At 65.9% G+C, this 23,590-nt stretch carries 20 protein-coding genes; 13 read left to right on the forward strand and 7 right to left on the reverse strand.

The features are described from left to right. Positions 1 to 12: 12 nt before the first annotated feature. From J2X42_RS11320 to J2X42_RS11330, 3 genes are read left to right on the forward strand one after another with little or no spacing between them, the layout of a single operon-like run. Positions 13 to 147, forward strand: a complete 135-nt coding sequence (locus tag J2X42_RS11320; RefSeq protein ID WP_310165142.1) for a hypothetical protein — start codon at positions 13 to 15, stop codon at positions 145 to 147. A gap of 5 nt (positions 148 to 152) precedes the next feature. Beyond that, positions 153 to 1,607 (forward strand): aspartate ammonia-lyase, encoded by a 1,455-nt coding sequence (gene aspA / locus J2X42_RS11325; protein ID WP_310165144.1) that lies wholly within the window; start codon positions 153 to 155, stop codon positions 1,605 to 1,607. A gap of 33 nt (positions 1,608 to 1,640) precedes the next feature. Further along, positions 1,641 to 2,684 carry an NAD(P)-dependent alcohol dehydrogenase gene (locus tag J2X42_RS11330; protein WP_310165146.1) on the forward strand — a complete coding sequence of 348 codons (1,044 nt, stop codon included), beginning with the start codon at positions 1,641 to 1,643 and terminating at the stop codon, positions 2,682 to 2,684. Positions 2,685 to 2,860: 176 nt separating this feature from the next. Here J2X42_RS11330 and J2X42_RS11335 read toward each other — a convergent pair whose 3' ends face one another. Together J2X42_RS11335 and J2X42_RS11340 are read right to left on the reverse strand one after the other, a co-directional pair. Further along, on the reverse strand, positions 2,861 to 3,502 hold the full coding sequence (locus J2X42_RS11335; protein ID WP_310165147.1) for a GntR family transcriptional regulator: 642 nt from the start codon (positions 3,500 to 3,502) through the stop codon (positions 2,861 to 2,863). 59 nt (positions 3,503 to 3,561) lie between these two features. Then, complete coding sequence (locus J2X42_RS11340) at positions 3,562 to 4,257, reverse strand: amino acid racemase (RefSeq protein ID WP_310165149.1); 696 nt, start codon at positions 4,255 to 4,257, stop codon at positions 3,562 to 3,564. A 307-nt stretch (positions 4,258 to 4,564) separates the two neighbouring features. Here J2X42_RS11340 and J2X42_RS11345 point away from each other — a divergent pair, with 307 nt between their 5' ends. Then, a complete protein-coding gene (locus J2X42_RS11345; protein ID WP_310165151.1) occupies positions 4,565 to 4,729 on the forward strand; it encodes an aldehyde dehydrogenase family protein in 165 nt (54 codons plus the stop codon). Positions 4,730 to 4,797: 68 nt separating this feature from the next. Here the strand turns inward: J2X42_RS11345 and J2X42_RS11350 are convergent, their stop codons facing one another. Then, positions 4,798 to 5,394: an AAA family ATPase gene (locus J2X42_RS11350; protein WP_310165154.1), complete on the reverse strand. Its 597-nt coding sequence runs from the start codon at positions 5,392 to 5,394 to the stop codon at positions 4,798 to 4,800. A gap of 133 nt (positions 5,395 to 5,527) precedes the next feature. Between J2X42_RS11350 and J2X42_RS11355 the strand changes: the two genes are divergently transcribed. Continuing rightward, on the forward strand, positions 5,528 to 5,914 hold the full coding sequence (locus tag J2X42_RS11355) for a hypothetical protein (protein WP_310165155.1): 387 nt from the start codon (positions 5,528 to 5,530) through the stop codon (positions 5,912 to 5,914). A 131-nt stretch (positions 5,915 to 6,045) separates the two neighbouring features. Beyond that, a complete protein-coding gene (locus J2X42_RS11360; protein WP_310165157.1) occupies positions 6,046 to 7,428 on the forward strand; it encodes a cation:dicarboxylate symporter family transporter in 1,383 nt (460 codons plus the stop codon). On the opposite strand, the gene J2X42_RS11365 is transcribed toward J2X42_RS11360, so the two are convergent. Next, complete coding sequence (locus tag J2X42_RS11365; protein WP_310165159.1) at positions 7,425 to 8,897, reverse strand: MFS transporter; 1,473 nt, start codon at positions 8,895 to 8,897, stop codon at positions 7,425 to 7,427. The genes J2X42_RS11360 and J2X42_RS11365 overlap by 4 nt on opposite strands. Positions 8,898 to 9,039: 142 nt before the next feature. Between J2X42_RS11365 and J2X42_RS11370 the strand changes: the two genes are divergently transcribed. Both J2X42_RS11370 and J2X42_RS11375 read left to right on the forward strand, forming a co-directional pair. Further along, positions 9,040 to 9,924, forward strand: a complete 885-nt coding sequence (locus tag J2X42_RS11370; protein WP_310165161.1) for a helix-turn-helix transcriptional regulator — start codon at positions 9,040 to 9,042, stop codon at positions 9,922 to 9,924. A gap of 213 nt (positions 9,925 to 10,137) precedes the next feature. Beyond that, positions 10,138 to 11,070, forward strand: coding sequence for a threonine/serine dehydratase (locus J2X42_RS11375; protein ID WP_310165163.1), 933 nt, complete (start codon positions 10,138 to 10,140; stop codon positions 11,068 to 11,070). Positions 11,071 to 11,115: 45 nt separating this feature from the next. On the opposite strand, the gene J2X42_RS11380 is transcribed toward J2X42_RS11375, so the two are convergent. Both J2X42_RS11380 and J2X42_RS11385 read right to left on the reverse strand, forming a co-directional pair. Beyond that, positions 11,116 to 11,274, reverse strand: a complete 159-nt coding sequence (locus J2X42_RS11380; protein ID WP_165478346.1) for a hypothetical protein — start codon at positions 11,272 to 11,274, stop codon at positions 11,116 to 11,118. A 75-nt stretch (positions 11,275 to 11,349) separates the two neighbouring features. Further along, positions 11,350 to 14,178, reverse strand: a complete 2,829-nt coding sequence (locus J2X42_RS11385; RefSeq protein ID WP_310165166.1) for a glycoside hydrolase family 3 C-terminal domain-containing protein — start codon at positions 14,176 to 14,178, stop codon at positions 11,350 to 11,352. Positions 14,179 to 14,389: 211 nt separating this feature from the next. Here J2X42_RS11385 and J2X42_RS11390 point away from each other — a divergent pair, with 211 nt between their 5' ends. The 3 genes from J2X42_RS11390 to J2X42_RS11400 are packed head-to-tail and all read left to right on the forward strand — an operon-like array spanning position 14,390 to position 18,116. Further along, positions 14,390 to 16,096 carry an extracellular solute-binding protein gene (locus J2X42_RS11390; protein WP_310165168.1) on the forward strand — a complete coding sequence of 569 codons (1,707 nt, stop codon included), beginning with the start codon at positions 14,390 to 14,392 and terminating at the stop codon, positions 16,094 to 16,096. 14 nt (positions 16,097 to 16,110) lie between these two features. After that, positions 16,111 to 17,184 (forward strand): ABC transporter permease subunit, encoded by a 1,074-nt coding sequence (locus J2X42_RS11395; protein ID WP_310165170.1) that lies wholly within the window; start codon positions 16,111 to 16,113, stop codon positions 17,182 to 17,184. Then, entirely contained in the window at positions 17,181 to 18,116 is a 936-nt protein-coding gene (locus J2X42_RS11400) for a carbohydrate ABC transporter permease (protein ID WP_310165172.1), read from the forward strand. The genes J2X42_RS11395 and J2X42_RS11400 overlap by 4 nt, the downstream gene beginning before the upstream one ends. Before the next feature lie 11 nt (positions 18,117 to 18,127). On the opposite strand, the gene J2X42_RS11405 is transcribed toward J2X42_RS11400, so the two are convergent. Next, positions 18,128 to 19,183, reverse strand: coding sequence for a LacI family DNA-binding transcriptional regulator (locus J2X42_RS11405; protein WP_310165174.1), 1,056 nt, complete (start codon positions 19,181 to 19,183; stop codon positions 18,128 to 18,130). A 25-nt stretch (positions 19,184 to 19,208) separates the two neighbouring features. Between J2X42_RS11405 and J2X42_RS11410 the strand changes: the two genes are divergently transcribed. After that, positions 19,209 to 21,269, forward strand: coding sequence for a beta-galactosidase (locus J2X42_RS11410; RefSeq protein ID WP_310165176.1), 2,061 nt, complete (start codon positions 19,209 to 19,211; stop codon positions 21,267 to 21,269). Beyond that, positions 21,266 to 23,443: an alpha-xylosidase gene (gene yicI, locus J2X42_RS11415; protein WP_310165177.1), complete on the forward strand. Its 2,178-nt coding sequence runs from the start codon at positions 21,266 to 21,268 to the stop codon at positions 23,441 to 23,443. The genes J2X42_RS11410 and yicI overlap by 4 nt, the downstream gene beginning before the upstream one ends. The last annotated feature ends 147 nt before the right edge of the window (positions 23,444 to 23,590 follow it).

The raw sequence follows: 23,590 nt of genomic DNA on the forward strand, positions 1-23,590 counted from the left end.
AGGAACACAGCCATGGCCACGTCAACGACGACACTCACCCTGATCAACCACTTCATTAACGGCGCCGAAACCGCAGGCGAGGGCACCCGCACGCGCACGCGGCCCATCCACCTAATCCCCGGCCCCAGCACCACCATCGCGAACTGAGAACAGTGACACAGACCACCGCATCACCTCTTCCGTCGACCAAAGGCAGCCGTCAGGAAAAGGACTTCATGGGGTCCAGAGAGATTCCGGCCGACGCCTACTGGGGCATCCAGACCTTGCGCGCTGTTGAAAACTTCCCGATTACCGGCACGGCGATCTCCACCTATCCCGGGCTGGTCAGGGCACTGGCCCAGGTCAAGCGCGCGGCGGTGCTGGCGAACTTCGATCTGGGCCTGATTGATGCAGTCAAGAAGGATGCCATCCAACAGGCCTGCCAGGACATAGAACAGGGACTGCTGCTGGACCAGTTCGTAGTGGATGTCATCCAGAGCGGGGCCGGAACGTCAACGAACATGAATGCCAACGAAGTGATCGCCAACCGCGCGCTGGAGCACCTGGGGCTGGGCAAAGGGGAGTACTCCATGATTCACCCCAACGGGGACGTGAACATGGGCCAGTCCACCAACGACGTGTACCCCACGGCGATCAAGATCGCCACCATCCAAGGCACCTATGAGCTGTTGTCCGCCATGGCGTATCTCCGCGGAGCGCTGGCGCGCAAGGCCGTCGAGTTCGACGACGTGGTGAAAGTGGGCAGGACCCAGCTGCAGGACGCCGTTCCCATGACCCTGGGCCAGGAGTTCAGCACCTATGCGGTGATGGTGGACGAGGATGAACGGCGGATCCGGGAAGCCTTGGTCCACCTGCACGAGATCAACCTCGGCGCGACCGCCATCGGAACAGGTATTAACACCCATCCACAGTACGCAGCGGAAGCGTGCTCACATCTTCGGAAAATCACAGGGCTGCCGCTGGTGACGGCAGGCAACCTTGTGGAAGCAACCCAGGACTGCGGAGCATTCGTACTGTTCTCCGGGACGCTGAAACGCGTCGCCGTGAAGCTGTCAAAGATCTGCAACGACCTGCGGCTGCTGTCCTCCGGGCCCAGGGCAGGCTTCGCCGAGATCAACCTACCCCCGCGCCAAGCGGGATCAAGCATCATGCCTGGCAAGGTCAACCCGGTGATTCCGGAAGTCGTCAACCAGGTAGCCTTCGACGTTATCGGCAATGATCTCACCATTACCATGGCGGCCGAGGCAGGACAGCTGCAGCTGAACGCCTTCGAACCGATCATCGCCCGCTCCCTGTTCGCCAGCCTGACCCACCTCACCGCAGCCTGCACCACTTTGGCCGATCACTGCATCGAGGTGATCACAGCCAACAAGGAATACCTGCGTTCCCAGGTCGAGGCGAGCATCGGCGTCGTTACCATCCTCAACCCGCTCATCGGCTACGATGCGGCAACCTCCATCGCCCGGCAGGCTCTGGCAACAGGCGGCAGCGTCACTTCCCTTGTCCTGGAACGCGGATTGCTCACCGAGGAGGAACTCGAAGAGATCCTCCGCCCCGAGCACCTTGCAAACCCGCAGGCCCGCATTTCGGACCCGCTGCCACTGTAGCCAAGACCCGCCACGAAGCTAAGGAGCCGCAAGATGCACACCCTTGCCAAGGCATATCTCGCCACGTCTGCCACATCCCCACTGGGGCCCGGCGTAATCGAACGACGCGACCCCGGCGAGTTTGAGGTCAGAATCGCCATCAAATTCACCGGGGTCTGTCATTCAGACATCCACACTGCGCGAGGCGACTGGGCAGGAGTCAAGTACCCGGTGGTCGTAGGGCATGAGATTGCCGGTGTCGTCGAAGCCGCGGGGACCAAGGTAACGCGGTATGCGGTGGGCGACCGTGTCGGCGTGGGCTGTTTTGTGGATTCATGCCGTGAATGCGCCAACTGCCTGGCAGGCGAGGAGCAGTACTGCCTGACCGGATCAATCAGCACTTACAACTCGGTGGGACGGGATGGCCTCCCAACCGCGGGCGGCTACAGCACCAGCATCGTGGTGGACGAGAACTATGTGCTGCGGATCCCTGACGGCATCTCTCTCGAGACCGCCGCACCGCTGCTCTGCGCCGGCATCACCATGTACTCGCCGCTCCGCAACTGGGATGCCGGACCCGGGAACCGCGTGGCCATCATCGGCCTGGGCGGGCTCGGCCACATGGGCGTCAAGATCGCAGCAGCCCTGGGAGCCGAGGTCACAGTACTCAGCCAGTCGCTCAAGAAAAAGGAGGACGCGCTCCGCCTGGGGGCGCAGCACTACTACGCCACCTCGGATCCCGCCACCTTCGACGTCCTGAGAGGTCATTTCGACCTGGTCATCAGTACGGTCACCGCCGATATCGACGTCGACCAGTACCTTTCGCTGCTTGCATTGGACGGCACAATGGTTCTCGTGGGGCTGCCTTCGAAGCCGCTGACGCAACGTGCCTGGTCACTGGTCGGGTCCCGGCGCAGCCTGGCCGGTTCCAAGATGGGCGGTATCCTCCAGACGCAGGAAATGCTCAACTTCTGCGCTGCCCACGGGTTCGGTGCCGAGGTGGAGGTCATTCCGGCCAGCAAGATCAACGACGCCTATGAACGGGTCGTGGCCAGCGATGTGCGGTATCGCTTCGTGATTGACGCATCCACGTTCTGAGCGATCGCCGTGCTGCGCCGGATACCTCTACACGCCGCTGGCTGGCTCAGACGCTGTAGGGGCCGAAACGTGCGATGGCAACACCGGCAGCGAGGACGCCGAGGATGCTGTTGATGACGAGCCCGCCGCGTTTCGCTCAGCTGCGATGTGGGATGTGTTGCGAACCTCAAACTCCGCTAGCTGGAAAGTTCATCCGAGTCGAAGAGGCCACTGATGAGGTCGCCCAGGTGAGACCAGTGTTCCCCGGACATTACGGCCGCCGCTTGAGCATCTCCCTGTTCGCAGATCAGGATGAGTTCTTCGTGGTGGTTGATGGTTTCTTCACCGCCGAGGATTCCTGAGAATTTGCGGTAGAGGATGCGGTGCAGTTGGGGGTGGAGTTGTTCGACGATGCGGGCGATGACCGGGTTGCCGGCGGCCTGGATGACGACGTGGTGGAAGGCGTCGTCTGCGGCGAGGGCCTTTGAGGCGTCCTGCTTGTGCACGGCCGTGGCAAAGTTTCTGTTTGCCTGGCGCATGGTTTGGATGTCCCGTTCAGTCAGCCGGGGAACGGCAGATTCTGTGGCCAGGGAGTCCAGGGCCTTGAGGACTGCAAGGTTTGCTGCGATGTCGTGTTGATTGAGTGTGGACACTTTGGTGTAGACGCCGGGTTTTGACTCGACGAGTCCGCTTTCGACCAGCCGGGTGATCGCTTCCCTGACGGGGGTCCTGCTGAGGCCGAGCGTTTCCGCGAGGTCAGCATCCTTGATCTTTTCGCCCGGGACCAGCTCCCCGCGGACGATTGCGTCGCGTAGTCGCTCGTAGGCCGCCTCGCTCATTTTGGGTCGGTCAACAGTGCTCTGACGGACTAGTGGCATATCGCATACTGTACTCTGCGTTATGCGGATTCGAGCACTCGTTGCACCACGGCTTCAGCGAGAATGCGGGCAGGGTCGACGAAGGGCACGGTGATGTCCTCCGCTCCCAGACTCACGGGAACCTCGGTGCAGCCGCCGATGATCGCTTGTGCGCCGGCATCGATAAGTTCCTGGGCAGCATGAGTGAGCTGCAATCTGACGGAGAGGCCGCTGGTCCCGGCCTTGATGCCGCGAATGGACGCCATGACCAGATTTTCTTGGGAACGGAGGCCCGGCGAGAGAACCTGGATGTCCTTCGTGCCCAGCCAGGTCTGATAGAGGCCGGCCTTCTGTGTGCCAGTCGTCGAGAGAAGTCCCACGTGGTGAACGTTCGGGCTCAGCCGCCGGATGCTGTTCGCCGTTTCCTCGATCATGTGGATGATCGGGATATCTACTTCTGCCTGGACTGCCCCGAGAAACGCGTGCGCGGTATTGCAGGGAACGGCGAGCAAGGCGGCCCCTGACTGCTGCAGCAACCTGGCGCCGGCGATCAGTGCCGGCGTCGGATCTTCTCCGTGGGTCAGGAGAGCCTCGGTCCTGTCAGGAATGGTCGGATCGGACCACATAAGGACCTGGAGGTGTTCCTGGTCAACGGTGGCCGGGGTCGCCTGAACCAGCTTCAGATAGAAGTCCGCCGTAGCGGCGGGTCCCATGCCGCCGAGAATGCCAACGACCATGCGCCTCCCTGGTGCGCGCCCCGAAGTGCGCGCACCACTTGGTATCAGCAGAGGGATTCTGCGCTGCCCAAGTAGGTGTGCCGGTTCGTTAACCCGTCTTCTCATGGTCGTTCTTTTCTGAAAGTGAGGTAGGGGACTTCTGCCATATCCAATATATTGCACACTGCGTATCGAGTAAATACTTAGACGTGGAAATTAATCGTGGGTTGCCGGAGGAGGGCGATTCCCATCGGCTGTCCGGCGGCGAGATTCGCCATTGCTATAGGGGAAACTGACCTGGGGCCGCTCATCGCCCTTGATGAAGCCCGTGACCGCGAAACTCAACGACACCAGCGACGTCCGCATTGATGCCATGCCGTTCGGCGGCTTCAAGCGCTCCGTGGGATTCGGACGGGAACGCATAGCCAGTGCCATCGAGGCAATGACGGAACCGAAGAACGTCATCGTCCGGACCCTGTCGGGCCGGTCCTGAAATGACGGCGGGACGGCCTCTGATTGTCTGCCACGACGACCGCGAGTTCTGTACCGGGCGGAGACGGACTAGGAGCGGGTGGCCAAGGCCGCAGCGGCCGCTTCCTGGTCCACGATCCGGGTCAGCCGGGCCACTACTTCAGCCGGCGGGCAGTCGGCGTCAAGCAGCACGAACCCCGGATATTCGGGCATGGAACGGTAGGCGTCGCGCAGGGACACCAGGTCTTCCAGGGTTTCCTCGTCGGTGCCGCGGGCCACGATGCGCTGGTGCGCCAGCGCGGGTTCCACATCCAGATGCACGACGGCGTCGGGCGCGGGCAGCGCGGACAGGAGCCACGGGAGCGCCCGGCCGCGCCGCAGGCCCTTGGCGGCACGCAGTGCCAGCTGGCAGTGCAGGTGGCGGTCCATGACCACCAGGCCGTCGAACCGGCTGGCCTTGGCGTGGGAAATCAGGACGTTGACTACGCGGAGGGTGGTTTCCGTGGCGTCGGCGAGGTGGCGGGGCCACTGGATGCCGAGCCGCCGGGCCAGCACCGACATGCTGCGCCGGCCGGCGTGGTTGCTGAGCAGCAGGGCATTCCTGCCCTCGGCCCGGGCCGCGGACACCAGGGCGCCGGCGGCCGTGGATTTTCCCGAGCCGTCGATTCCGGTTAAGACAACAAGCACATGGCCTCCTTTCGCCAGTGGTTTAACGGCAGGGACCGCGTGATCGTCCCGCCATGCGTCGGAGGTCACAATAAGCTGAAGGCCGACGGTGTCCTGTAACGGTATGCCATTGACACCAGGAGCGTGCGTCCCGATGCCGATTGTCCAGCTTGCCGCCATAGCTGCGTGCGCACTTCTGGCCGCCTTGGCCGTCTTCCAGGCGGCACTCATTGCCGGGGCACCACTGGGGAGATTCGCCTGGGGTGGCCAGCATGACGTGCTCCCCGCCAAGCTGCGAATCGGCAGTGCCACGTCCATCATCATCTACGTCCTCATCGCCTACGTGGCGCTGGCCAAGGCCGGCCTGGTCCCGCCGCTGGTCAGTGAAGGCTTCACGGATGTCACCAGCTGGGTCCTGACGGGCTACTTCGCCCTCGGCATCGTGCTGAACGGCATCTCCCGCAGCAAACCCGAGCGCCTGGTCATGACACCCGTAGTCCTGATCCTCACGGCCCTCTACCTGGTCCTTTCCCTCCACTAGGACTGCCTACTTTTCCATTTCGCGGTTAAACATTTCCGTACTATGGATTTATCCTGCGCGAAACACTGCGTCCCTAGCGTTGCCTGTGACCCAAACGGCTTCCCGCCGTTCCTTCGCTGATAGGCAATGCAATGATCCTTCCCTCCGCCCCTGCGGCCTCCGCTTCCAGCGCCCCGGCGAGCGAAGCTCCGGCCCGGACGAAGAAGCCGTTCTACACATCCCTGTTTTTCCAGATCCTCATCGCCGTGTTTTTGGGAATCGGGATAGGACATTTCTGGCCGGACATCGGTTCCGGACTGAGACCGCTGGGCGACGGCTTCATCCAGCTCATCAAAATGATCATCGCCCCTCTGATTTTCCTGGTGATCGTCACCGGCATCTCGGCCGTGGGCGACGTCAAGGCGGTCGGGAGGGTCGGGGTCAAGGCACTCGTTTACTTCACTGCAGCGACGTTGTTCGCCCTGGTGTTCGGGCTGATCGTCGGCAACATCGTCCAGCCCGGCGCAGGACTCAACATCGACCCCAGCACGCTGTCCCAGGATGCCGTCAACGCCAAGACGGGCACGGCGCCGCCCAAGGACGCCGGGGCGTTCCTCCTGGGCGTCATCCCAACCAGTGTTGTTGGTGCCTTCGCCAACAACAGCCTGCTTCAGGTGCTCTGCTTCTCGGTGTTCTTCGGAGCCGCGATCGTGGTGGTGGGCCGTGAACGGTGCATGCCCGTGATCGGCCTGCTGGAGACGGTCCTGGAACTCTTCTTCAAGATCATGGCCTGGGTCATGCGGGTCGCGCCCATCGGCGCGTTGGGGGCCATGGCCTTCATCATCGGCCAGTACGGCCTGGGCTCGCTGAGCACCTACGCGCTCCTGGTCGCCGCCTGCTACGGCGCGGCCATCATCTTCATCGGCCTGCTGTTCGTGGTGGCTTGGGTCTATCCCCGCGTTCCCCTCTGGCAGTTCATCAAGTACTCCCGCGAAGAATTCCTGCTGGCGCTGGGCACTGCCTCCACCGAGTCGGTGCTGCCCCGCATAATGACCAAGCTGACCAACGCAGGCTGCTCCCGCGCCACCACCGGACTGGTGGTTCCCACGGGCTACTCCTTCAACCTTGACGGCGCCGCGCTCTACCTGTCCATCTCCCTTCTGTTCCTGGCACAGGCGTTTGGCCACCACCTGGACCTTGGCCAGCAGCTCGCTGCCCTGGGCATCCTGATGCTCACGTCCAAAGGCATGGCCGGTGTCCCCGGCTCCGCCTTCCTGGCGCTCTCCGCCACCGCCGGCGCCTTGGGGATCTTCCCGGTGGCAGGCGTGGCGCTGCTCCTCGGCGCGGACAGGCTCATGGACTCCATGCGTGTTTCCGTGAACCTCCTGGGCAACTGTGTGGCCACCTTTGTGGTGGCCAAATGGGAGGGCCAGTTCGACCGCGAAGCCATGCTCCGCGCCTTCCGCGGCGAGGTGTCCGAAGGGGAACCTGGAATCGAAGCGCCGGCCCTTCCCGCCGCTGCCGGGGTGCGCTAGGAGCCGGTGTGGAACGGGCGGCGGAGGAAGACCCCGACGGTTGCTGCTGTTGCGAGGCAGAGGGCGGCGTTGATTCCGATTGCCGGCAGCACTGCACCTAGCACCTGCTCCGGTCCGGCGTCACCGGACTGGAGCAGGGATGCGGCGATGATGGTGCTCATGACCGGAATTCCCATGGTGATCCCGATCTGCTGGCTCATGGTGGTCAGCCCGGTGGCGAGGCCCTGTTCGGTGTCCGGGAGCCCCGTGGTGGCAGTGACCATGAACCCGACGATGGCTGCGAGGTTCGCGACGCCGCCGATGAACGTGGCGATCAGCACGATGCTCAGTGAGGCCTGGTCTGTGTTGATAAACAGCAGGGATCCAGTGGCGGCCGCCTGGACTGTGAGGCCGGTGATGATGGTGTTCTTGGCGCCGATTCTGCCGATCAGTTTCGGGGCGGCGATCCCGCCGGCGACGGTGCCGGCGCCGAGAACCGCGAAGGCAAGTCCGGCCTCGAGCGGTGTGTAGTCGAGGACCTGCTGGAGGTAGAGGGTAAGCACGAACACGAGGGACGTTTCGGTGGCGAACGCCAGGATCCCGGCGATGTTGCCCCAGGCGATGTTGTTCCGCCGAAGGATGGTCACGGGCACGAGCGCGTGTGTCGTGTTTTTCTCGATAGAGAAGAACACGACAAAGAGGAGCAGGCCCGCTGCCAGCGGTGCCCAGGCGAGCGGCTCGGCCCAGCCCTTTTCACCGGCGGCGGTCAGCCCAAAGACCAGCAAAAGGAGGGCGAGAGTGACGGTGAAGGCGCCCGGGACATCGAGCTTGGTTTTGTTTCTACGGGCGGATTCGGTGAGCAGCTTCGGAGCGAGGACCAGGACGAAGACGGCGATGGGAATGTTGATGAAGAACGCCCACCGCCAGGACAGCAGATCGGTCAGGAGCCCGCCCAGGACCGCGCCGGCCGTGAACCCGGCGGCCATCAGCGACCCGTTCAGGCCTAATGCTTTGTCCCGCAACGGCCCCTGCGGGAAAGAGGTGGTGAGCAGCGACAGCGCGGCCGGGGTGACCGCCGCCGTGGCGAGGCCCTGGGCGGCGCGGGCGGCGAGCAGCAGCCCTGGGTCGGTGGCGAGCCCGCCTGCCAGTGAGCCGATCCCGAGCAGCGCCATGCCGGCGATGAAGAGCCGCTTGCGGCCGAACAGGTCAGCGACCCGGCCGAAGAACAAGGTAAATCCCGCCGCGCACAGCGCGAAGGACGTCGCGATCCACTGCAGGTGTTCCAGGGAGAACCCCACGTCGGCGCCGATCCGCGGCAATGCGACGTTCAGGATGGAGAAGTCCACCGCGAGGGTGAAGCTGGCCGTCAACAGCAGCACCATGGTCAGCCGCTGCCGTCCGGTCATCCGGAGGGAAGCTTGCTGAACTGCCGGTGTGGCCGGTTCTTGTGGTGCGGGTTGCGGGAGGGGCGTGGTGTGCTGTGCTGTCATCGCGGAAGGATCCAATCACTGAACTGCGTGGGCGGGTTTTCCTCTCCACCCTGCCGACGCCGGACAGGAACAGCCACGCCGTGTTGTGGGTAGCACTGGCAGTGCTACCCACCTTCGGGAATGTTCGTGAATACTCACAGGTATGAATCAACCAGGAGCCATGGGCGACTTCCTCCGCAAACGACGGAACGCGCTGACCCCGGCCGACGTCGGGCTGATGGACTACGGGACCCGCCGCGTGCCCGGGCTGCGGCGGGAAGAGGTTGCCATGCTGGCCGGCATGAGCGTGACCTACTACGCCAGGCTCGAACAGGGTCAGCACATCAACGCCTCCGACTCCGTTATTGACTCCCTCGCCCGGGCGCTGGCACTGACCGAAGTCGAAAGAAAACACCTCGCCGACCTCTCCGGAAACAAACCCCGTAACCCCAAAGCCTCCCGGAACCGGCCCGACCAGGCGCGGCCAGGAACGAAACGCCTGGTCGATTCCATGCGGGTTCCGTCGGTGGTGTTGGGCAAACGCACCGAAGTCCTCGCCTGGAACCAGGCCGGCCACCGGCTGGTTGCCTCCCACCTGGCCTTTGAAGCCCCCGACACGCCGTCCGAACGGCCGAACCTGACCCGGATGCTCTTCCTGGATGAGGCAACCCGCAGCCTCTATCCGCAGTGGCGGGCAGAGGCCGGCCGCGCCGTCGCCTCCCTGCGGCTGCTCTCCGGACGGTTCTCTGACGACACCGGGCTCGCCGCTCTCGTTGGTGAGCTGACCCTCAAAAGCCCCGATTTCGCGACAATGTGGGCCGAACACCCCGTGGAGAACTGCATGTCAGGGAACAAAGCGTTGAACCACCCGCAGCTCGGCGCCCTGGAGCTCGGGTTCGAAGTCCTGACGGTGCCGGACGATTCCGGCCACCGCATCCTCACCTACACCGCAGAACCAGGCTCCGGCGCTGCGGCAGCACTCGACAGGCTGCAGCGCCCTTCCCTGACCCTTGCCCGGGACGGCGCCGAACTTGGCCAGGCTGTCTGAGTCAGCGCAGATCAGTCACTATTGCGGTCCCCAACTCCACCAGTCCACTGCGCCGTTCTCGCACTTCGTGCAGCACGGAGACACCGGAACCGGGGACGACGAGGTCTAGCGACTGCTCCGGTAACGCCCTTTGATGGCTCAAAACGGCGTTAGCGGAGAAATCGATGGTTTCGCTAGGCTGGAGTGCCCGTCAGCCACACCCAGGAGCCTTTCATGATTACCCGCGCCGACGTCGACCAGGCCGCTGCCCGCATCAGGGGCCTCACCCGGCTGACGCCCGTCCTTGAAGTGGACCCGGGCAGCTTCCCCGGGCCGGTCTGGTTCAAGTGCGAGTTCATGCAGCACACCGGAACCTTCAAGGCCCGCGGCGCCCTCAACCGGATCCTCGCCAGCAAGGAACGCGGCGAACTGCGCCCCAAGGTGGGCGTGGTGGTTGCCTCGGGCGGAAACGCCGGGCTGGCCAACGCCTATGCCGCCGCCCAGCTGGGCGTTCCGGCAACTGTGTTTGTGCCGGAGTCTGCGCCCGCCTTCAAGGTCCGGAAGCTCGAAGCCATCGGCGCCACGGTTGTCCAGGGCGGTGCCGAATACGCCGTGGCCTACGAGGCCGCCATTGCCCATGCCGCGCAAACCGGCGCCGTGTACTGCCACGCCTACGACCAGCCCGAGATCGCGGCAGGCGCCGGCACGGTTGGTTCCGAACTCCTGGATCAGCTGGGAAGCGTGGACACCGTGCTGGTGGCGGTGGGCGGCGGCGGGCTGATGGCCGGGATCGCCGCAGCCGTCGAACGCCACGCCAAAGTGGTGGCCGTTGAGCCGGAAACCGCGCCCACGCTTCACGCAGCGCTCGCCGCCGGGCAACCTGTGGACGTGGCGGTGTCCGGTGTCGCCGCCGATTCCCTCGGAGCCCGCAGCATCGGCGGGATCGGCTTCTCGGTGGCGGTCAGGACCGGCGTCGAAAGCGTCCTGGTGTCCGACGCCGACATCGTCGCCGCACGCAGCCGGCTTTGGGATGAGTACCGCCTGGTGGTGGAACACGGTGCCGCGGCGGCATTTGCCGCCCTGCACGCCGGCGCTTATGTGCCGGCGGCAGGGGAGCGTGTCGCGGTCATCCTTTGCGGCGCCAACACGGATCCGGCCACCCTGTAGGCGGACCTGGTGGCGGGGCTACAGTCCTGGGGCCAGGGCGGCGGGCTACCACCACTTCGTCAGCGCCCAGCCGTTATTGGCGCCGTCCCCGTCGTAGCCATCCTTGCCGCAGCGCAGACAACGCTTGTACAGGCCACCGTCCTCGGCATGTTCAACGTGCCACTCGTGGCGAACATTCAGTTTGCACAACAATGCCTGGATCATGGCCAACTCCGATCTGAACCGCAGCGCTCTGTGACTCCAATGATGGCCTTCACACCACCGCAATTGAAGAGGGCATCAGGTCACCTGCAGCCCGCTCACCGTCAGCGGACCGGCCAGGACGATCCGCACCGCCTCCAGGCCGCCGCCGCCAGCCGGCCCACTGCCGTCCAGCTCAAGCAGCAGCTCGCCGTCGACCCCGGGACCAACTGCCGCCTCCGCCGCGTCAGTCCACGTGCCGCCGCGTCCCGGCAGCTGCACCACAATCCGGCCGGTACCGGTACCGGAGGCGGTGAGCCGGAGAGCCACACGCCCAGGCCTGCCGCCCTCCCAGCCGCGGTAGACCGCCGTCGCGCTTTCCTGCGCTGAAAAGGGCGCGACGGCGGTGCCCGCCAACGGCGTTTCCGGCACCAGCGCGAGGTTGGAGCATTCGTCGAACAGCTCGGCGCGGATCCAGGCGCCGCGGCGGTGCGGACCGCTTCCCTCGCCGGCCACCGCCAGCCCGACGTCCAACGGCAGGCTGTTGGCCGAGGGACCCACCATCAGTTCGTACGTTCCCGGCTCCACCAGCATCCGCCCTGCGGTGACGCTGAACGTGGCCAGCCGGTCCAGCGGCACCGGAATGTGCACGGTCCTGCGCTCGCCGGGTGCCAGCCCGACCCGGCGGTGCGCCACCAGGAGCCGCCGCGGGAACTCGAAGCGGTGGCCGGGGGATGCCGCGTAGACCTGGACCAGCTCGTGGGCGGTCCTGGTGCCGGTGTTGCGCACCACCACCTCGATCCCGGTCTCCGAAGTTCCCCCGCCCGCCAGCGCTGCCGATTCGTAGCTGACAGTGCTGTAGCCGAGGCCGTGCCCCAGCGCGTACAGCGGCTCGGCGGTGCTGTACAGGTACGTGCCCTGCGAGGAGATGAGGTCGTAGTCCAGGATGTCGGGCAGGTCGGCATCGCGCTGCCACCAGGTCTGTGCCAGCCGTCCGGCGGGTTCAAAGTCGCCGCTGAGGATGTCCGCCAGGCCGTTCCCCAGCTCCTGGCCGGCGTGCGAGGTCCACACAATCGCAGGCGTGTCCGCCAGCGGGCCCAGCGCGTAGGGGTAGGAGGAAACAATCACCAGGACGGTCCGCGGGTTCGCTTCCCGGACCAGGCGGATCAGCTCCTGCTCGGGCTCGGGGAGGGCAATGGTGGACCGGTCGATGGTTTCCCGGCCGCCCAGGTGCGGATCATTTCCCACCACGACGACGGCGACATCGGCCGCGGCGGCAGCGTCCCGGGCGGCCTGCTGGCCGGAACGGACGGTCCGCAGGGCGAAGCGGTCGGCCGTTTCCACGGTTGCGGCGGACAGCGCGGCGCTGCCGGTGTGCGCCTCAATCCGGACCCACTTCCCGGTGCCGATGTGCTGGATGGACACGGTCCCGTCCACAGCGGGGTGCAGGCGGAACGTCTCCTGCACCACCCAGCCGCCCACCCTGTCCGCCGACGCGGCCAGGTAGTAGCCATCGGCGGCCACGAACTTGCCGGTGCCGGGGGACTGCAGGGTGCATTCGCCGCCGCCCCAGTCCTTGAGGATGAACGACTCCGCCGGCCCGGGCGCGGCAGCGCCGGCGGTGAGGGTGGTCTCCGGGTCCCCGGCGCCGAGGTAGGTGCCGGTCCTGACACACCGGAGCGAGACCAGGTCCAGTCCGGCCTCTGCCACCACGTCGCCGTACCGCGCGGACAGGCCTTCGAAAATGCTGACTTCGTCCTGGAGGGTGCCGCTGTACCAGTCGCTGAGGACCGTGGCACCGAGCGCGCCGATCACGGCGACTTTTCCGGGCGCCGATCCCAGCGGAAGCAGGGTTTCCTCTGTGCCGGCAGCCGGTCCGTTCCGGAGCAGCACCACCGACTTGCGCGCCGCTTCCCGGGCCAGTGCCACATGGGCCGGATCGCCCACGAGTTCAGGCCCGAGGGATCCGAACGGGCCGCCGCCGGGCTCGAACTCGCCGGTCCGCTCCCGCAGGGTCAGCAGCCGGAGGACCGCGCGGTCGATGTCCGCGTCGTTGATCAGTCCGCGGTCCAGGGCTTCGTGCAGGTGCTTCAGGGACGGCTCCGGGTTGTCGCTGTCCTCGGTGAAGCTGTCCACCCCGGCCCGGAGGGCAGCCGCGTAGGCGGACGGGCCGTCGTCGAAATACTTCTCCGCCGTGTACAGCGAGGACGGTGCGCCGGCGTCGGTGACGATGGTGATGTCCTCCCCGTTCCGCCACTGCCGCAGCTCGCCGGCCACGAGGTCCGAGACGTGGGCGGGCCGGCCGTTGACCAGGTTGTAGGACAGCATCACCGCTCCGGCAACGCCGTCCTCGATGGGGCCGCGGTAGGCCGGAAGCTCGTATTCGTGCAGCACGCGCGCCCGCAGCTGGCTGCTGGACACGTTCCGGTCGGCCTCGTTGTTGTATGCCAGGAAGTGCTTCAGCGTGGGCACCGTCAGCCAGAACTTTTCGTGGTCGCCCTTGAGTCCAGCGCAGTAAGCCCCTGCCAGGGCAGCGGTGAGGTGCGGATCCTCCGAGAAGCCTTCCTCGTTGCGCCCCCACAGCGGATGCCGCAGCGGATTCACCACCGGCGCCCAGGCGTTGGTGCCCACACCGGCATCCGTGGCCTTCTTGCCGCGGAGTTCACGCCCGACGGCGGTCCCCACCCGGCGGATCAGGTCCTCATCCCAGCTGGCGGCCAGGCCCACGGGCTGCGGAAACACGGTGGCCGGCCCCAGCCACGCCACGCCGTGGGCCGCCTCTGCTCCGGTGTGGAACGGGGCCAGGCCCAGGGCTTCGACGGCGGGCGCGTGCTGGTGGAGCATGGCGATCTTCTGGTCGCGGGAGAGGCAGTCCAGGAGGCCTTGCGCCTTTGAGGTGGCGGCGGTGGCTGGGGAGGCAGTGGGCATGAGGGTCCAATCGGCTGTGATTGTACGGCGGTGATTGTTTAAGCGCTTCTACAAATGCATCGAAGTCCAGTGTGGCATCAGCCTTTGTGACACGCAACACGTTTGAGTCTTGCGGGTGAAATGGTGATGCTCTACTCTGATCCTAATCGAAGCGGTTCGACAAACCTTCGAAATTCACTGATGCAAGATCCACCACAAAGGAGTGCTGATTATGCTTGGTCACCATGCGGACCCGTCACGCGGCCGCCGTCCCCAGAAAACAGGTTCCGCCCTGCTCGCCGAGGCCGGGTCAACCCGCGTCGGCCGACGTTCGTTCCTGGGAATCCTCAGCGGCGCCGTCTTCCTGGCTGCCGCGCCGGCGGCCCTCACCGCCTGCGGCACCGGTGCCGCAGCCCCGCAGGCCACCACGTCCGGTGGCCTCGCCGAAACCGTAGCCAAACTGGTCCCGTCCTACCTTCCGCTGGACCTGGTAAAGCCGGATATTCCGTCAGTCAACGGCTCCACGCCGGGCTTCACGTCCGTCCCCAAATCCTTGGTCAAGTCGGTGGCCGCCGCCCCAGGCGCCGGCGGAACCTACACGGCTATGACTCCTGCCTGGTGGGCCGTCCCTCCCGCCCTGCCGGACAACAGCTATTACAAGGCCGTCAACGAAAAGCTGGGCGCCACCATCAACTTCCAGGTCAACGACGGCAACACCTACGCGGACAAGATCCAGACCGTCCTGGCCTCACCCAAGGACGTCCCTGACTGGATGGTCATCCCCTCCTGGAACATGCCGCCGCGGTTCGGCCAGGCCGCCACCAGCATCTTTACCGACCTTTCTCCGTTCCTGGCCGGCGACAAGGTCAAGAAGTACCCCAACTTGGCCAACATCCCCACTGCCGCGTGGAAGCTGGGCTGCTTCGAAGGCGGCCTCTACGGCCTGCCGTACCCGGGCGTCCTGATCTCCGACGGCATCTTCTACCGGGCGGACCTCTTCAAGGAACTCGGCGTCGAACCGCCCACGTCCGCCGACGAATACCGCAGCGTGGCGAAGGAGCTCACGGACGCGTCCAAAAACCGCTGGGGTTCCGAGGATATCTGGACCGGTGCGCAGATCATGCACGGGGTAGTCCCCAAGTGGAAGAAGGTGGACGGCAAGCTCCAGAACAAGTTCGAAACGGACGAATACCGCGCGGCCCTGGAATGGACCGCCAAGCTGTTCGCCGACGGCTCCGTGCACCCGGACGCCGTGGCCGGCAACTCGCAGCAGGCGAAGCAGCGCTTCGAATCCGGCGCCTCCCTGATGACCTCGGACGGCATGGGCGGCTGGCACGAGGCCTTGGCCCGCGTGCTGCCGTCCAACCCCAAGTTCAACATGCAGCCCCTGGACTACTTTGCGCCCGACGGCGGCAAGCCCACCCTGTTCCGCGCCTCACCCGCAGCGATCTTCAGCTTCATCAAGAAGACGGACCCGGCCAAGGTGGAGGAACTGCTGGCACTGGCCAACTTCATTGCCGCGCCGTTCGGCACCGAGGAGAACGTCCTGGTCAACAGCGGCGTTGAAGGCGTGCACTTCACCCGCGACGCACAGGGCATTCCGCAGGCCACCGCCAAGGGGACCCAGGAAGTGACCAGCACCTACGCGTTCCTGGTCAACGCCCCGATCGTGAACTCCATGGTCCAGTACCCCGGCCTGGTCCAGTCCCAGTCCGAATGGGAAGCCCGCCAGGCACCGAACGTGCAGGAGGACATCTTCTTCGGCATGCAGATCCAGGAACCTGCCAAGTTCGGCTCCCTCGGCAAGCCGTTCGAGGACCTGGCCAAGGACATCATCCGCGGCCGCAAGGGCATGTCCGACCTCGACACCGCCATCGCCACCTGGAAGAGCAAAGGCGGCGACGAGCTCCGCGAGTTCTACGCCGGATTCCTGGCATAGGGATGGCGGGCAACATGACCACCGGAACCGAGCGCAGGGCGTCCGCCCTGACACCGACGAAACCCGACGCCGGGACCTCTCCCGGGCACGCAACGCAGGCAACGCGTCCGGCGTCGACCTCCACCACCGTTCCGGGCGGCGGCCGGCGGGGCGGCCCCGACGCCGGCAATCTCCGTCCGCGCGCCAGCCTGAAGGTCCGCTTCAACCGCGACCGTTCGCTGGTGTTCATGGCCCTGCCCGCCGTGATCCTGCTGGGAGTTTTTGCCTACCTGCCCATGCTGGGCAACGTGGTGGCCTTCCAGGACTACTCGCCGTACGTGGGCATCCCGGACAGCCCCTGGGTGGGCATGGAGAACTTCAGCAGGGTGATCGCCGATCCTGAGTTCTGGCTCGCCGTCAAAAACACGCTGGTGATCACCGCGTTCCAGCTGGTGTTCTTCTTCCCTATTCCCATCGCCCTGGCCATGCTGCTGAACTCGCTGGTCAACCCCCGGCTGCGGGCGGGAATCCAGGCCGTGGTGTACCTGCCGCACTTCTTTTCCTGGGTGCTGGTGGTGTCCGTCTTCCAGCAGATCTTTGGCGGGGCCGGCCTGCTCAACCAGTCGCTGCGCGCCAACGGCTGGCAGGCCGTGGACGTGATGACCAATCCGGACACGTTCCTGTTCCTCATCACTTCCCAGGCCATCTGGAAGGACGCCGGCTGGGGCATCATCGTTTTCCTCGCCGCACTGAGCGCGATCGACCCCGCCCAGTATGAGGCGGCGGCGGTGGACGGTGCCGGGCGCTGGAAGCGAATGTGGCACGTGACCCTGCCCGGGCTGCGCAGCGTCATTGTGCTGCTGCTGATCCTGCGGCTGGGTGACTCGCTGACCGTGGGTTTCGAGCAGATGATCCTGCAGCGTGACGCTGTGGGCGCGGACGCATCCGAGGTCCTGGACACGTTTGTCTACTACACAGGCGTGCAGAACGGCGACTGGAGCTACGCGGCCGCGGCCGGGCTGATCAAGGGCCTGGTCAGCCTGGCGCTGATCCTGGCGGCAAACAAGGTGGCCCACATATTCGGCGAAAGCGGAGTGTATTCCAAATGAGCGCAACAACAACCAAGGCCCTTGCCTCCTCAAAATCACCAAGGCTCCGGCCGGAACGGCCGGCCTGGGACGAAGAACCAGGCCGCGTGGCGAAGACCGTCAAAGTGGTGGTGCTCGCCGCCGTCGTCCTTGCTGTCCTGGGGCCTCTCTACACGATCGTGCTGACCAGCATCTCGTCACAGGCCACCATCACCCGTGCCGGCGGGCTGGTGCTGATTCCCGGCGAGATCACGCTGGCCGCGTACCAGCAGATCCTCAGCGGCGGGGTGGTCACCCGGGCCGTCCTGGTCTCCGTGGGCGTGACCGCCACCGGCACCCTGCTGAGCATGGTGGTGTCCGTCCTCTGCGCGTACGGGCTGTCCCGGCCGGGCTCGTTCGCCCACACACCCATCCTCTTCACCCTGCTGATCACCATGTTCTTCAGCGCCGGCATCATCCCGGCGTACCTGCTGGTGTCCAGCCTGGGCCTGATCAACACCTACTGGGCGCTGATTTTGCCCAGCTGCATCTCGGTGTTCAACATCATCATCCTGCGCGGGTTCTTTATGGGGATTGACCGGGGCATCCTTGACAGCGCCCGGATCGACGGGGCCAGCGAATGGCGCACACTGACCCAGATCGTGCTGCCCATGTCCAAGGCCGTGACAGCCGTGATCGCCCTGTTCTACGGCGTGGGCTACTGGAACGCGTTCTTCAACGCCGTCCTCTACATCAACGACAGCGCCATGAACCCGCTCCAGGTGGTGCTGCGCTCCTACGTGCTGCAGGGTGTCTCGGTGCCCGGGCAGATCAACGTCGGCGACGGCGCCGCGGCGTCCCCCGCGCTCCAGATGGCCGTGATTGTCCTTGCCATGGTGCCGATCCTGCTGGTGTACCCGTTTGTGCAGAAGCACTTCACCAAGGGCGTGATGATTGGGGCGGTGAAGGGATGACCGGCGTGCTGCTACCGCTTGGCCGCGGGAGGTCCGACGGCGGCCCGGGCAGGGGCGGTGGTCTCGCCGTCCGTGAGGGTGGGCGCGATGAGCCGCAGCTCAGCCGGTTTGTCCAGGCTGAGGCGGTCCATCACCATCTCCACGGCCGCCCGGCCGATGTCCATGGCGGGAATGGAGACGGCGGTCCACGGGTGGGCGGCGGCCATGGCAACATCTGCCGGGGCAATCACGGCGACGGAGACGTCCTCCGGGATGGCCAGGCCGCGGACGGCCAGGTTCTCCCGCAGCATCGGCAGCAGGCCTTCATTGTGGACCAGCAGCGCCGTGATGGGCTCCGGCCCGTCGAAGACCTTGTCCAGGGCCTTCGCCAGGTCACGGGAGTTCGCCTCGCAGGACACGGCCACCTGGGCGATGTGGTCCGCGGCGCAGGCATCCTGGAATCCCTTCAGGGCCCGGTCCGCATAGGTGGCGTGCCGGCGCAGCGACGCCGGCGGGGAGCCGATGAACGCGACGCCGCGGTGGCCCAGCCCGGCCAGGTGCCGGACGGCGGTCCGGGACGCGGCGGCGAAGTCGAAGTCCACGCAGCTCAGGCCGCGAGGATCGTCCGGCATCCCGATCAGCACCGCCGGCTTCTGCAGCTTGGCCAGCACCGGGATGCGGGGATCGCGGGCCTCGATGTCCATCATGAGCAATCCGTCCACCATGGACTGGGAGGTCACGCGTTCGATGCTGCCGGCGTCGTCCTGGGTCAGCAGCAGGACATCCTGGTTGAACGTGCGGGCCGTGGTGACCACGGCGGTGACGAACTGCATCACGACGCCGACGTTCACGTCCGCGCGCAGGGGCACCACCAGCCCCAGCACGTTGGACCGGCTCGAGGCCAGCGCCCGGGCGCTGGAACGCGGGCTGTAGTTCAGCCGCCGCATGGCCGCTTCGACAGTTTCGCGGGTTTCTTTCGATATGGTCCGCTTCCCGCTCATCACGTAGGACACGGTGCTGGTGGAAACTCCGGCCTCGCGGGCCACGTCGTTGATGGTCGCCGCTGTTGAAGGCCTTCGATTGTCCATACTTCCCATTTAACCAAGGATTTCCATGTATCCCAGCAGCCACAGCCTGACCAGCCTGACGGATCGTTCCGGACTGCTTTTCGGCGCTGACTACAACCCGGAGCAGTGGCCTGCCGAAAGCTGGCCGGAGGACATCCGGCTCATGCAGGAAGCCGGCATCAACATGGTCACCGTGGGCGTCTTCAGCTGGGCCCTGCTGGAGCCCCGGGAAGGTACCCGTAACTTCGGCTGGCTGGACCAAGTCCTGGATCTCCTGCACGAGGGCGGAATCCGGGTCTGCCTTGCCACGCCTACCGCTTCGCCGCCGGCCTGGCTGGGGCACGAATACCCGGAAACGCTGCCTGTGGACGCGGACGGCCGCACGCTCTGGTACGGCTCCCGCAACCAGTTCAACCCGTCGTCGGCCAAGTACCGGCAGGCCGCCGCGGCCATCACCGAGTCGCTGGCAAAGCGGTACGCGGGCCACCCCGCCGTGGCGATGTGGCACGTGGGCAACGAGCTGGGACAAGTGAGCTACGACGACGAAACCGCGCTCGCCTTCCGGGACTGGCTCACCCGGCGCTACGCCACGCTGGAAGGACTCAACCGCGCCTGGGGAACCTCCTTCTGGAGCCAGGCCTACGGCAGCTGGGACGAAGTCCTGCCGCCAAGGAGGGCCCCGTATCTCATCAACCCGAGCCAGACCCTGGACTTCCAACGCTTCACCTCGGACCAACTGCTCTCCCTTTACCGTGCGGAACGGGACATCATCCGCCGCTACGACACCGCCAGCCCGGTGACCACCAACCTGATGGGTTTCTTCCGCGGGGCCGACTACTTCGCCTTCGCCCGGGAGACGGACGTGGTGGCGAACGACTGGTACACCGACCCGGCGGACCCGGACTCGCACCGGTTCGGCTCGCTGACCCACGACCTCTGCCGCGGACTTTCCGGCGGCACCCCGTGGCTTCTCATCGAGTCCGCCACCTCGGGGGTGAACTGGCGGGAGCACAACGTGCCCAAGCAGCCCGGCGAACTCCGGATTGACGCGTTCTCGGCCATCGCCCGCGGCGCGGACGGCGTCTGCTTCTTCCAGTTCCGCCAGTCCCGCTTCGGCGCCGAACGCTTCCATTCCGCCGTTGTGCCGCTCGCCGGCGAACACACCCGCGTTTTCCGCGAGGTGGCGGACCTGGGCAAGGACCTGCAGACGCTGCGCCAGCTGGCAGGGACGCCCTCCACGGCCAGGATCGCTGTCCTCTTCGACTGGGACAGCTGGTGGGCCGCCGAATCACCGGACACCCCCACCAACCGGCTGGAGGTCCTGGACCAGCTCCAGGCGTACTACGCGCCGCTGCACAGCAGCGGCCTGGCCGTCGAAGTGGTCCACCCCTCCGCGGACCTGGGCAGGTTTGCACTGGTCCTGGCGCCGAGCCTCTTCCTGCTGTCCAAGGAGCACGCGGACGGGCTGGGCGCGTACGTGCGCGGCGGCGGCCACCTGGTGGTGGGCCCGTTCAGCGCCGTGGCGGATGACAACGGCCACCTCGCACCCGGCCGCTTCCCCTGCGTGCTCGCGGACCTGCTGGGGGTCGACGGCGAAGAGTGGGTGCCACTCGCCGCGCCGGTGGGCGTCGTCTTCGGGGATGCCCCGGCCGGGCAGGCGAGGATCTGGGCGGAAGACCTGGCACTGAACTCCGGCACGGCGGAGGTGGTGGCGCACTTCGGCGGGGGCAGGCTGGAAGGCCGTCCCGCCGTCGTACGCAACCAGACCGGTGCCGGGCACTCCTGGTATGTGGGCGCCGACCTTCCCCCGCTGGCACTCGAACAGGTGGTGGCGGGTGCCCTGGAGTCGGCGGGAATCGCCTATCCGCTGGCCGCGCCGCTGCCGGACCAGGTGGAGGCTGCCAGCCGCGGCGGACACCTGTTCCTGCTCAACCACTCCGGCCAGCCACAGGAGGTGGAGCCCGGTTGGGCCTCGGTGGACCTGCTCACCGGTGGAGCCCGCGGTGAACGGCTGACCCTGCCACCCTTCGGGGCGCTGGTGCTCAAGGAACCCGCGCCCCAGGAACTTTCCAACTTGAAGAACCACCGAACCAGAGGAACAGCATGAAATTCACGGACGGCTACTGGCTTCACAAGAAGGGCCTCTCCGCCCTTCACCCGCGGGACGTTTCCGATGTGGAAATCACCGGGGATACGCTCACGGTCTACGCGCCCACGCAGAAGATCCGGTCCCGCGGCGATGCACTGAACTGCCCGCAGCTGACCATCAGTTTCGAATCGCCCCTGCCGGATGTCATCGGCGTGACCATCGAGCATTTCCAGGGCGGTGTGAACAAGGGTCCGCACTTCGGGCTCAAGGAGGCCAGCGCGGAGGTTGAAATCACGGACGACGGCGGCACGGCCTCGTTCACGTCCGGGGGCCTCACCGCACGCATCAGCACAACGGGCGACTGGAACGTGGACTTTGTGGGGGACGGCAGGCTGCTGACCAGTTCGGTGCCGCGGAGCATCGGCGTCGTCACCGACGAGGGTGGCCGTCACTTTATCCACGAACAGCTGACGCTCGGCGTGGGGACCAACGTGTACGGCCTGGGGGAGCGGTTTGGCCCACTGGTGAAGAACGGCCAGTCCATCGACATCTGGAATGAAGACGGTGGCACCTCGAGCGATCTCGCGTACAAGAACGTGCCGTTCTTTATCACCAACGCAGGCTACGGCGTGTTCGTGAACCACCCGGAGCGTGTGTCCTACGAGATCGGATCCGAGGTGGTGTCCCGCACGCAGTTCAGCGTGGAAGGCCAGCGGCTGCAGTACTTTGTGATCCACGGGCCCACCCCCAAGGACATCCTTCGCCGCTACACCGAACTGACCGGACGGCCGGCACGGGTTCCGGCGTGGTCCTACGGGCTGTGGCTGTCCACGTCCTTCACCACGGACTATGACGAGAAGACCGTAATGTCCTTCATCGACGGCATGGCCGAGCGCAAGCTGCCGCTGTCCGTGTTCCACTTCGACTGCCACTGGATGCGCGCCTTCCACTGGAGCGACTTCGTCTGGGACCCGACCACGTTCCCGGATCCGAAGGGCATGCTGCGGCGCCTGCACGATCGCGGCCTGAAGGTGTGCGTCTGGATCAACCCCTACATCGCCCAGCGCTCGCACCTGTTCCGCGAAGGCGAAGAGCTGGGCTTCCTCGTGAAACGGGCGGACGGTTCGGTGTGGCAGTGGGACATGTGGCAGGCCGGCATGGGGCTGGTGGACTTCACCAACCCGGACGCCGTGACCTGGTACCAGGACAAGCTGCGCACCCTGCTGAACCAGGGCGTGGATTCCTTCAAGACAGACTTCGGCGAGCGGATCCCCACGGATGTGGCCTGGCACGACGGATCCGATCCGCAGAAGATGCACAACTACTACGCGCAGCTCTACAACCGGACGGTGTTCGACCTGCTCACCAAGGAGCTCGGTGAGGGCCAGGCTGTGCTCTTTGCCCGTTCCGCCACCGCCGGCGGGCAGCAGCTCCCCGTCCATTGGGGCGGGGACTGCGAGTCCACCTTCTCCGCGATGTCCGAATCCCTCCGCGGCGGCCTGTCCTTGGCGTCCTCCGGCTTCGCCTTCTGGAGCCACGACATCGGCGGCTTCGAGGGGACACCGGATCCGGAGCTGTTCAAGCGGTGGATCGCGTTCGGGCTGCTGTCCTCCCATTCCCGGCTGCACGGCTCCAACTCCTACCGTGTGCCGTGGCTGGTGGACGACGAATCCACCGATGTGCTCCGCCACTTCACCGGGCTGAAGATGCGGCTCATGCCGTACCTTCTGGCCTCGGCCGAAGAAGCGCACCAGACCGGTTCGCCCCTGATGCGGCCCATGTTCCTCGAGTTCCCGGAGGACCCCGCCTGCGCGTACCTGGACCGGCAGTACATGCTCGGACCGGAGCTGCTGGTGGCGCCGGTGATGGGCGCAGGCGGGTCGGTGGACTTTTACCTTCCGGCCGGAACCTGGACCCTTCTGGAAAGCGGCGAGCAGCTGGCCGGACCGCAATGGCACCGCAAGGAATTCTCTGTGCTGGAAGCTGCCGTCTACGTCCGGCAGGGGGCCGTCCTGCCGCTGGGAACCGTGACGGACCGGCCCGAGTACGACTGGGCCACGGACCTGGAGTTCCGTGCCTTTGCCGCTGAGGACGGGCAACGGAGGACCGTTGCAGTTCCCAGGCCCGACGGCGGATTTGCCCGGTTTGAGGTGACCGTGGCAGGCGGTCAGGCGGTCGCCGTCGGGCTCTGAAATGCGGGTGCCCGGGCCGCCGTTTGCGCCGCGGCCCGGGCGTCTCCCTGAAGGTTTCCGGCGCCTCTGGTCAGTGCGCCGGGCGGTGCTTAAACTGGCAGGACCATCGTGCGGAGCCTCCCGCCAGTAGCTGCCGCCTGTTGCCCC

This window comes from Arthrobacter sp. BE255 (assembly GCF_031457335.1).
Lineage (GTDB): Bacteria > Actinomycetota > Actinomycetes > Actinomycetales > Micrococcaceae > Arthrobacter.